This window comes from Candidatus Thermoplasmatota archaeon (assembly GCA_030018475.1).
Classification (GTDB): Archaea; Thermoplasmatota; JASEFT01; order JASEFT01; family JASEFT01; genus JASEFT01.
Genome location: JASEFT010000045.1, coordinates 1 through 10,505 on the forward strand (window position 1 = coordinate 1; position 10,505 = coordinate 10,505).

The 10,505-nt window shown below is 40.0% G+C and carries 11 protein-coding genes; all 11 read right to left on the minus strand.

The window, feature by feature from the left end:
- Positions 1 to 270 (minus strand): hypothetical protein (locus tag QMD21_06065; GenBank protein MDI6856329.1); only part of this gene is annotated, 270 nt, incomplete at its 3' end.
- A gap of 109 nt (positions 271 to 379) precedes the next feature.
- Positions 380 to 1,525, minus strand: coding sequence for a glycosyltransferase family 4 protein (locus QMD21_06070; GenBank protein ID MDI6856330.1), 1,146 nt, complete (start codon positions 1,523 to 1,525; stop codon positions 380 to 382).
- A gap of 130 nt (positions 1,526 to 1,655) precedes the next feature.
- The gene (locus QMD21_06075; GenBank protein ID MDI6856331.1) at positions 1,656 to 3,044 is read right to left on the minus strand and encodes a radical SAM protein; all 1,389 of its coding nucleotides are present in this window, start codon (positions 3,042 to 3,044) and stop codon (positions 1,656 to 1,658) included.
- A gap of 156 nt (positions 3,045 to 3,200) precedes the next feature.
- Positions 3,201 to 3,581 carry a radical SAM protein gene (locus tag QMD21_06080; GenBank protein MDI6856332.1) on the minus strand — a complete coding sequence of 127 codons (381 nt, stop codon included), beginning with the start codon at positions 3,579 to 3,581 and terminating at the stop codon, positions 3,201 to 3,203.
- A 249-nt stretch (positions 3,582 to 3,830) separates the two neighbouring features.
- The gene (locus QMD21_06085) at positions 3,831 to 4,262 is read right to left on the minus strand and encodes a cobalamin-dependent protein (protein ID MDI6856333.1); all 432 of its coding nucleotides are present in this window, start codon (positions 4,260 to 4,262) and stop codon (positions 3,831 to 3,833) included.
- The gene (locus tag QMD21_06090) at positions 4,259 to 4,984 is read right to left on the minus strand and encodes a nucleotidyltransferase family protein (GenBank protein MDI6856334.1); all 726 of its coding nucleotides are present in this window, start codon (positions 4,982 to 4,984) and stop codon (positions 4,259 to 4,261) included. The genes QMD21_06085 and QMD21_06090 overlap by 4 nt, the downstream gene beginning before the upstream one ends.
- Before the next feature lie 27 nt (positions 4,985 to 5,011).
- Complete coding sequence (locus QMD21_06095) at positions 5,012 to 6,229, minus strand: glycosyltransferase family 4 protein (GenBank protein ID MDI6856335.1); 1,218 nt, start codon at positions 6,227 to 6,229, stop codon at positions 5,012 to 5,014.
- A gap of 41 nt (positions 6,230 to 6,270) precedes the next feature.
- Positions 6,271 to 7,488 (minus strand): radical SAM protein, encoded by a 1,218-nt coding sequence (locus QMD21_06100; protein ID MDI6856336.1) that lies wholly within the window; start codon positions 7,486 to 7,488, stop codon positions 6,271 to 6,273.
- The gene (locus tag QMD21_06105) at positions 7,489 to 8,658 is read right to left on the minus strand and encodes a radical SAM protein (protein ID MDI6856337.1); all 1,170 of its coding nucleotides are present in this window, start codon (positions 8,656 to 8,658) and stop codon (positions 7,489 to 7,491) included.
- Positions 8,659 to 8,713: 55 nt separating this feature from the next.
- Positions 8,714 to 9,958: a glycosyltransferase family 4 protein gene (locus QMD21_06110; protein ID MDI6856338.1), complete on the minus strand. Its 1,245-nt coding sequence runs from the start codon at positions 9,956 to 9,958 to the stop codon at positions 8,714 to 8,716.
- Positions 9,940 to 10,505, minus strand: a 566-nt coding sequence (locus QMD21_06115; protein ID MDI6856339.1) for a glycosyltransferase family 2 protein, incomplete at its 5' end; no start/stop codon positions are given. The genes QMD21_06115 and QMD21_06110, both read right to left, overlap by 19 nt.

Genomic DNA, 10,505 nt, shown 5'->3' on the forward strand with positions numbered 1-10,505 from the left:
CAGATGCAAGTCCCCGTACTTCTCACTCAAATCCTTCCTCTCCTTGGCACGCCTAGCATCTGAGGCGCTCCTCGTGCGCCTCATCCCATCCATAGGGATCGGGAGCCCAAGAGCGTTGCACACGCCACCTATCCCGTTGGGGAAGATCAAGTAAAACCTGTACCTAGAAACGTTCATGTCATCCAATATCTCCCTAACTGATGGTACTTGTCCCCTTTCACCGTAGCACCGCCCCACGTAATCCAGAATCCTCTCCTCAACGTTCAACATCGCGCGCGCTCCTAGGGAGGGGGGAGGTATGAAATGCCATAATCATAGTGGATGTTCCTTCAAAAACTTGAATGGCGGGTAACCAGGGAGCTTCATCTTTACCATTCTTTTACTTACTATCTAAGCTCAAAATTTCCTTCTCAAGCCTCTCACAGTTCTTCCTCGCATCAAAAAGCTCTAAAGCCCTCTTCCTGTTGCTCACGCCTATTTGACGTCGCTTTTTCACGTCTTCTATTAGATCTCCCAGAGCAAGGTACAGTTCCTTAACGGAGCCTTGAGGCACAACTACGTTCTCTGAGCCGACAACTTCAGGTATGGCGCCACTGTTCGTTGTCACGATAGGTAGCCCTGAGGCCATGGCCTCCACCAATGCCATCCCAAACTGCTCCTCCCATACCTTTACCCCGAAAATACTCAGGTCGTGGCTAGGCAAACAAAATATATCGCACTGCCTGTAAACGTCAGGGATCTTATCATGTTCAACGAAGCAAAGGTGTTTAATAGGGTACTTCCTTGCATACTCTCTAACCATCGGCTCCAGCTTTCCTCCTCCACAGATCCAAAGCTCCGCTTTCACATCGTTTTTGCATAAAAGGGAGAAGGCTTCCAGCAACTTTTTAACACCCTTTTGCGGAATCAAGTTTCCAACAAAAAGTATTCTTGGAACAAACCTTTGAAAAGGTTCTTTGCGAGGGTAGAACTTATTTAGATTTAAACCATCGTATATAACCTTAATTTTCTCTTCTGGTACTGAAAGCGACATTAGGTAACTCTTTGCTCGATTAGTATATGCTCTGAATAAGTCAGTTTTTTCCACGACTACTTTTGTGTTCTGAATATATGGAGGAAGCTTGTGATAAATGATATTGGGTATGGTCTCAAAAACGGATATGACAAGAGACTTCTTAAACCTATTAGCAATGTTTGCACATTGACGGCTAAGGAAAGAGTATGTCTCAACGGTAAATATGTAATCTGCATCCATTATGTATTTCTCTAGCCCCTCTAAATACGTCCATTGCAAAATGCCATGGTATGCCCATGATAATATTCCAAGCGAAGTTTCTAGCCCGAAAAAGCTAGGAAGCATTTTTCTTCCTCTTAAGCAAACAAATTCCGCGCGAAGTGGCTGGGTGCGATCTATATTAATAAAATGCTCCGCAATGGCTCTAACCCGCAATTTACTATGATATTTAACGAATCCTATTCCTCTTGAATCATAAGTATATGTGACAGTCGCTAAAATCTTCGACATAATGCTCTCTTACTGGCTAATAACTAGTACATGAGTTGAGCACATGGACTTCCTTTGCCAGCGCACCATTCGTAACACTCAAAATCCTGTTCAAGCTTTCCCACCATTAATAAAATCGAATGAATTAAGCTCAGTAACCTATTTTTACCTTTCTCAAAATATTCAATAGCTTCATTGGATGTTTTATTGCCCGAATCATTGCTCTGGTAGGATTCCTCTTAATAGTCTCCTTGAGCCACGAAAATAATATAGAGCCAGTCTTGGAAGCTATCTCGCATGTTTCCTGATATAATTTCTCTATTTCTTCCGGCGGGATCGTATCACAAGCAGGTATCGATATTTTATCAAAGAGGAAATCAGACCAATTGAATGATTTGGGTATAAGTCCGCGTTCTTCACACCATTGCCAGAGCTTAGTGCCAGGATAGGGAGTAGCTATACATAATCCCACACTATCAATCTTATTATCTTTTATGAATCGTTGAGTTGCTTTAATATCTTCAATTGTTTCCGTGGGATTGCCGATAATAAATGTCCCATTTATGAGGAGGCCTACTTTTTTACAGAGCTTAATTGCTTTTCTATTCTGCTCAACGGTTGTCCCCTTATTCAGAATATCCAATATCCTCTGGGAGCCGCTCTCAAAACCGAAGGTGACTTGACGGCAACCAGCCTTTTTAACTAGTTGGAGACTCTCTAGGGAGATACTGTCCACTCTTGCATTAGCACCCCATATGAGGTCAAACTTGTTCTGTTTCATCATATTGCAGATCTTTCTGAGCCTTGGTTTGTTCACGAAAAAATCGTCCTCAACGAAAAATAGCGCCTCAATACCATATATCTCTATGAGTTCTTTAATTTCTGATATGACCCTTTCAGCGCTATTAAATCTATATGGAATGCCTCGCCAAGTGTTATGACAAAATATACATGCATGGGGACATCCTCTGCTTGTCAAAATTGAGGCTGTTTTCGTGTGAGGCGGAACAAAGTAAAGGAACGTGCCCTGAAGTCTATCCTTCGTTCGCACGTAAAAGTCCATGTCCATGAGATGTCTAGCAGGAGGAGGAATTTCATCTAGATTTTTAATGTATTGACCGGAAACAATACCTGATTTTTTGCCGTCTTTAACGATATCAAGCATCGCCTTTTCACCTTCTCCTACAACAACTATATCCACATATTGTAACGCCTCATGTGGCAATACGCTTGCGTGTACTCCCCCCATTACTGTTGGAATTCCCATTTCACGGCACAGGCCAGCTATTCTATACGCATCAAGAACAACAGGTGTTGTTGCTGTTACGCCAACTATATCTGGGTTATATGCGCTGAGGGAAGCTTTTATATCTTGACCAGCCAATTCATCTATAATTCTAACTTCAATACAACGCTTTTCTAGGTAACTCGCTATGAAGCCGAGACTTAATGGTTCGGTTATCGCGAACCTTTGATCCTTGCCGGGTTGAATTAAAGCTACCTTTGCCGTACTAATCCCTCCTCCATATGGAAAAGCCATATGGAAATAGAAGTGCGCTTATCCTCCACCCTAACATATTCATTATAATAGATAGAAATAGGACATACATACCTTTGACTAATCCACATCGTTCGATTACTGCACTTGGATTATGAATATTATGGAGGAAGTATGTTGCATGTTGAATAGCCCGTTTTACCTCATTTTTATAGAAATTCGCAGATGGCAATCTATCCTTGCAGTATAAAATTTGCATGCATGCATCATCCAGAACCCAAGTTCTCTGCATATTTTGATTGATTTATCTATCAGCTCCCTTGTTATGCCCTTGTTAATTCTTTTAAGCACTTTATCGGACCCGCTCTCTATACCCATTCCCACAACATCGCATCCTACTTTTCTCAATTTTTCTAAAACATTTCTTGTTGTTCCTATTCTAAGATCGATTCTAAAGCTAACATCCAACTTACTTTTTTCGAGTAAATCACAAAATTTTAGTATTCTCCTAGGGTTCCCTCCTAAAAATAGAGCATCATAAAATCGAAAGTATCCTACATTATATGAACCACCAAATATTCCATTCTTTTAACTAATTCTTCTGGGCTTAGAGCTCTGCAAACTCCTCCCCATTGCATATGAGCTGCACAAAATGTACACCGAAATGGACAACCTCTAGAGGCTATTATAGGCAAATGATTTACTTTCTCTAGTTTATGTGGAACTTCAAGGTCCTTCCATCCTTTCAAATGGGGGGCTAGTGAATAATCATAATACAAGCTGTCGATATTCTTTATCACTGATCTATCGGGATTTCTTATAATTTTTTCACCGTTTCTCCATGTTATACCTAATATCTCTTTCGGGGGGCTTATTCTTCACGATGTCTAACATAGTCACTTCACCTTCTCCCCTTACTACCACATCGATGAATGGGTAATGCCGTAACGTCGCCTCATCCAACGTATTAACATGCGGTCCACCGACTATTAATTTACAGCTAGGATTTGTTAACTTCACCTTTTTTGCAAAGTCAAAACATTGAAACCTTGATTCCGTGTAACATGTCAAACCAACGATATCCGCCTTTTTAGCCTTATTAAGCACTTCTCTTTCATTTAAAAGACCCTGTTGAGCTGGTTCGACTAACTCAACTTCAAAGTCACTGTGATCCCTCACATAAGTTCCTATAAAGCCCAAACCTAATGAGGGGGCGTACACTCCCCCCTTAAAATAAGGATTTACCAATAACAGTTTCATTTTTCTCTAAAGAGGAAATTTTCCGCCTTCTGTAAGTCATCAAGATACGTTATGTTTATGTAGTCTCCATGAAAGAAAACAGGGGATATTTTCTCTCCGGCATCGATCATATTTTGTATAGCATCAGTAATCTCTATCTCATTGCGTATTTTAGATGGTTTAGTTATTTTTAAGAAATCAAATATCCTTTTATCGAAGAAGTAAAATCCCATACCACATAAATTATTAATAATCCTTTTCGGTTTCTCTACTACCCTACGTATCAAATTATTTCTGACTTCCACTGAGTAGCTTTGTTTAATGGCTTCAACGTCGCTCGTTTCCCATACGCCAACTCCTTGTTCCATATACCGATTCCTTGGAAAATCAAAGCTTCCCGAACAAATGCAATCTCCAAGCACAAGTATAAAGCGATCTGAGATCAGACTTTCAGCGCATAGTGTGGCGTGCCCGATGCCTTTAAGCTCTTTTTGTTCAACGAATTGGGAATTTATAGGTAGCCGATTAACGTAATTAATTACGTCTTCCTTCCTATAACCCACTACAAAAATAAAATCGTTAGTATACTTCCTCCAATAATCTATGATATAGCTTAAGATAGGCTTATCCCCTATTTTAAGCATGACCTTTGCCTTTTCTATTGGAGGAGATAGCCTTTTTCCTCTGCCAGCACATAGAATCAGGCATTTTAATCCTTTGGAATTGATCCATGAATGGCTCATTTTTTCTTCTAATGCTCAGTTGACGCGCTATCTTTTAGCTAGTGAATTGTAAATTTGTAGTAGCTTTTCTAAGTTCCTATCCTTGTCGAAGATTTGCTTGGCGCTTATTCTCGCATTTTTACCAATTCTTAGTGCTAAGTCCCTGTCTTTAAGTATCCGAATTATCTTCTCGGCAAAACCGATCGGTTCTTTGGGATTTGTCAAGAATCCGTTATAGCCATCTTTTATAAATTCTGGAATACCTCCAATCATGCTTGCCACCACAGGCTTGCCGAATGCCATTGCTTCTGCTATTATAACTGGAGACATATTTGGCCATTGTTCAGGTACAACGACTACGTTACTTCTTTTAATTAACTTTTCAGTTTCAGCATACGGTTTCTTGCCTACCAATGAGATATATTCTTCGAGTTTAAGTTTCTTGATGAGTCTTTCAGCCTCGTATTGCTTAGATCCAGAGCCTACTATAATCAATTTAGCAGTTGGCACTTCCTTTAATATATATGGCATTGCTTCAATGATCGTGAATATCCCCTTATTATCCTCTAACCATCCAACAAATAATATCCTATCCTCCTGCACGTCCTCAATTTTCTCTTCTACTAAATGGAAGAAGTGATGGATAACGTGTATTTTCTCGCTTTTTATTCCATAAGATTCAAGAATTTGCTTAGAAGAATTCGAAAAAACTATAAAGGCATCAACACTTTTTAGGAGAGCTTTAAGGCATCGCTTCCTTAACCAAAGTAGTACACGCATGCGCTTTCCTAAACTAAGACATTTGGCACAATGAAAATTATGAAAATCTGTACAAACTTTTCCACGAGTATACAACAGTGTGTTAGCACAGATGCACCAATAATCATATATGGTAAATAGAGTAGGTATACCTAACAATTTTGCACTTTTAATGATAGAAAGTGAGAAACGATCACATTTATGAAAGTGAGCTATATCAGGTTTAATTTTCCTAAAGAGTTTATAAGACTGATAAAAGGAAATAGGGTCAAAGAGGGAGAGGAGGTAACGAGCACGTACTACTGCTCTCTTAAAGAGGTCTTCCGTCGTAGCGATACAATAAAAATCGAAATTCTCTCTAGGCATGCTTTTGGGCTTACTAGATAAAACTATAACTTGACCCACTTCTTCCGTTAAAAATTGGGCTAATCTGTAGCAGGTTTGTTCAGCCCCGCCCCAAATAGCATGGTAGCTAGGCAAGTAATTAGTAATTAGACAAACGCGCATGTCTACTCTCTTGTAGTTCGTCACATAGGGAGTGATCAATTTCATTCTTCAGCTTGATCCAACTTTTCATCTTTACCTCGAAGCATACTTGCTAATTCCCTTAGGGTGGCGATAAAGTGTGCGGGCAAATGGTCCTTGTCATATATTGACACCAATTTTATCCTATTTAATGTCCTCTTAAGCGGATCTCTATCAAAGCTTGGCCTCATGCATTCCGTTAATTCATATATCCTTCTCTGTAGCTCCTTTGGATAATTATCTGACAATGGATGTGCACCCTCTCCGCCATAAAATAAGTTATTGAATTGGACTCCACAGTCAAAGGGCACGTAGTAACTGAAATGGGCATTAATTCCTTTCTTCATAGCCCATGCAAGGCTATAGAGGTCCTTTTCATAACTTGATTTTGGTAACCCTATGATGAAGAATCCATTAACGTTTGCGAAGTATTTTTTAGCGATGTCTATTGCTTGCTCTATTTGTTCTATAGTTTCGCCTTTTCTAATAGCCCGTAGTACGTCCGGAACTGCGCTTTCTACTCCGAAACCTATAAGTTTACAACTCGATTCTGCCATAGCTTTCGCCATATCTTCATCGAACCTATCTGCCCTGATGGCGTTAGTACAGAACCAATTAAGCTTCAGTGGCTCGATTAACTCACAAAACTCAATTACTCTGTCTTTATTAAAGTTAAAGCATTCATCGAGGATTTCAAAGGACTTTATTCCCCATTTCTTCTTGGCCAATTTTAACTCTTCATAGCAGTTTTCTGCACTTCTTGCTTCCCACTTCGTGTTCCTGCTTACGCAGTAAATGCATTGGTAAGGACATCCACGACTAGTCACAATAGCATAACGCCATTTTCCAGTTTGCCAATTTTCCCTAAATAAACTAAATGAGTCAAGCAAATCATAAGCAGGGAAGGGGATACTGTCTGAAAACGGCTCGTTATGAACTATTTTATCATCAAATTCCAAGTAAGGATAAGAACATAGAACTTTTAAAAAGCCCGAAACTGACTTGATTTTAGCAGCTGAATGCTTGGATCTGTATAGCTCTGCTATCCTTATTGATTCGTTATAATTTAGTGATCTGACGGATATGCCAAGAACATCGGTTTCATGCTTTAAGAACCTGTCCTTTGGGTAAGGCATCGTATTTTGATCTATTACTTTAGCGCCGTAATACGTGGCAACATACATCAGTCCCACATTTGGAATATTCCTATTTATTTTAGAATTTGGATTTACAAAAATCATTTAATCCCCAATATCAAAAATGCTACAATTTCTGCATTGTTTAGGCACTCCGCATTTTAGTATTGTCCGCCTAAAGTTTCTATATTTCTCGGAGTACCATATTTCTCTGAAGGGCGCCGCAAACATATTTCCCATACTATGCTTCTTCTGAAATTCACGTCTATTCGCTTCGTTCGAAGCGCAACAAGGAACCACATGTCCAGTTACAAAAATAAAAGGCATGATCCAAGCAACACATTGGGAAATGGGTGGTTTGACCCTTGGAACATCTTTATTCCAACTAATTCTTATTCCTAATTCCCTCGATTTTCTCTCTGCCTCCAACACAACTTCTTCCGGTATCTCCGTAAAAATATCTTTAACTTCATCAAAATTGTGGAGTAATCTAGTAAATTGGATGCTTACATTTTCGCCCGCACTTATGGAATGGATCATTTCAAGGTACTGGGGTATTTCTTTGAGGTTTAGTTTCGAGACTACAAAATGAAATACGAGCTTAGGAAAATACGCATTCTTCTTCTCCTTCAGTTGAATAAAATTCTTGACATTGTTTATAACCCTCTCAAAGTTAGAGCCAATCCTTATTTTTTCATACGTTTCTTTAGTTGCCGCATCGATTGACGCAAACAAAGTCATTTTCACACCCATCTCTATTATTTTTCTGGAAATTATTTCGTCTATAAAGTAAAAAGTATCGTATAATTCTACGTACGCATGCTTTGATTTTACATACTCCAGCATCTTTAAGAAGTCCTTATTAAGAAAGCTCTCACCTATACCAGCGAGACCGATCCACTTCAAGTTAGGGAACTGGTCGATAATCATTTTAAACTCTTCAAATGACATATCTCTGTTCTCTTCGTTCCAATAGGTATGCTCGCACATTATGCACTTTAAGTTGCATCTCGTAGTGACTTCGACCTCAATGCAAGGGGGGTAAGGCGCTAATCGATGTAATAATCTGATTATGAAAGGGTCTTTTATTCCCCAGAGAATGAGAAAATAAGCATAATTGTAAGCATGCCTGAACTCTTTTTTCTTGAGTAGATATCTAATTTCTTCATTTTTGAGTAGAGAGACAGAGCTTTTTGGTAGAATGCTCAAAAACCCCACTAGCCATTTTTGAGCTAATTTTATGTTCTCTACAATATCGCGCACGCAAATCCTCATATCTATAATTTTTCCTTCATGCGTAATATTTGTGTTATTAATGCCCTAATTTTGTTCACTTTAGCTTATATCCGCTTGGCGCCTCTGACACCCTTTCATAAATATATTCTACTTTCTCGACAACTTTCGACAAAGTGTAGCCAGATAATACTTTACTTCTCCCATTAAAACCCATTTTTTCACGGGAACACCCGTCTTTCAGCAAGAGCAAAATTTTTCGTGCTAATTCAGGTACGTCGCCAAACTGTACTAGGAATCCATCGACGCCATCCCTTATGACCTCCTGGGTCGCCCCGCTTCCCGCTCCAATCACAGGCTTTCCGCACGCCCATGCCTCCAAATAAGCTATGCCGAACGCATCAGCTCGTGAGGGCATAACGAAGATATCGCAGGCACTAAAGGCTTCACGCTTCTCTCGCTCATCAACGTAACCTAGATCTAGGATATTTATCCCATTCGACACTTTTCTTTTATGCTCCCCCCACTCTGAAGTGTTTAAACCAATCGCAACCAGAACGACATCTTTCCTACGCCTTTGAACGATCTCCATTGCTTTAAGCACGTGAATCGCCCCCTTATCGTAAGCCTTGGTACCTGCATAAAGCACTATTAAAGCGTCTTCCAGACGGTACCTCTTCCTAAAGCTGTTGCTTGATACCTCGTATTCTTTGGGTTCAATGCCTCTCGGCACAACAAAAATTTTTGAAGAGGGCACGCCAAGCTCTATTATCTTCCTTCTCTCGATGTTGGTACACGCTATGATGGCATCCGAGCAACGGAAAAGAGTTTTGAAAGCTTCATTGTAATAGTACGGCAACTCGAAATGAAATTGAGGTGTGCAAACAAATGGCAGGTGATGCCTTTGCGCAGCTGACCATGCTATTAAAACGTTGGCGAGGGGTTGCGGAGTAGCATGAACTAAGTCGTAATCCTCTCCAAGTAAATGGAAGTACAGTCCCGGCATAATCGGACCAAGCGCCATAGTCGCAAGTACATCATCAAGCGTTTTAGACCCAAAAGGAGAAGCATGGAATACCTTATGTAAAATGCCTGCCGCTGTGCTAAAATAGGAATGCACTCTGAATCTAACTACTTTTACGTTGTTAACTTTACTAATACCTATCGGTAAAAGATGACCCTGAGCAGAATTCCTGAGAGATATTAAATCATACGCGTTTGAGGTAAGCACTGTAACTTTATGTCCCCTTTTCGCCAACCCTTCTGAAATACATTGCATGTAGATTTCAGATCCGGTTAACTGGGCGGGCAGATATCTTTGCACTACGTGGGCGATGCGCATGCTTTGCGTATACCTCTCCTTTTTTTCAGAATTTCCCGCAAATTTTTCAAGTTTAGTAAATATGCTCTCAAAAAAAGTTTAAGTTTCCTTGCCGATTTAAGTGGCAACATCCTAGCTTCATACGACACTCTCAGCATGATCCATGAGAGCGGAAAATGCAGTAACATGAACCTAACGAAGTTTTTTCGAGAGATGAAGTATAAGTATTCTTCTTTGCATTTTTTCTTAGAAATCCCTTCATAATGTAATAGCGTGGCATTAGGATCATAAACCACTCTGTATCCAGCTTTTCTAGCTCTGGCACACCAATCGACTTCCTCGAAGTAGGCTGGTGAAAATTCTTCATCTAATGAACCAATTTTATCGATGACTTCACGTTTAATCATTAAGGCGGCTCCAGTTACATAGTCCACTTCCTTTAATTCGTTGTATTGCCCTCTATCCACCTCTCCAACTCCGTAATGGCTTAACTCCTTAATACTAATGCGCGCTCCCGCGTGTTGAATCCTACCATTTGGGTACAGTAGCTTGCAGCCAACAATTCCTA

What these genes read in the sequence shown, in the direction of transcription:
- QMD21_06090 (MDI6856334.1), bottom strand. Translation starts at nt 4,984, where the DNA reads ATGAGCCATTCATGGATCAATTCCAAAGGATTAAAATGCCTGATTCTA.
- QMD21_06105 (MDI6856337.1), bottom strand. Translation starts at nt 8,658, where the DNA reads ATGAGGATTTGCGTGCGCGATATTGTAGAGAACATAAAATTAGCTCAA.
- QMD21_06085 (MDI6856333.1), bottom strand. Translation starts at nt 4,262, where the DNA reads ATGAAACTGTTATTGGTAAATCCTTATTTTAAGGGGGGAGTGTACGCC.
- QMD21_06070 (MDI6856330.1), bottom strand. Translation starts at nt 1,525, where the DNA reads ATGTCGAAGATTTTAGCGACTGTCACATATACTTATGATTCAAGAGGA.
- QMD21_06100 (MDI6856336.1), bottom strand. Translation starts at nt 7,488, where the DNA reads ATGATTTTTGTAAATCCAAATTCTAAAATAAATAGGAATATTCCAAAT.
- QMD21_06095 (MDI6856335.1), bottom strand. Translation starts at nt 6,229, where the DNA reads ATGCGCGTTTGTCTAATTACTAATTACTTGCCTAGCTACCATGCTATT.
- QMD21_06075 (MDI6856331.1), bottom strand. Translation starts at nt 3,044, where the DNA reads ATGGCTTTTCCATATGGAGGAGGGATTAGTACGGCAAAGGTAGCTTTA.
- QMD21_06110 (MDI6856338.1), bottom strand. Translation starts at nt 9,958, where the DNA reads ATGCGCATCGCCCACGTAGTGCAAAGATATCTGCCCGCCCAGTTAACC.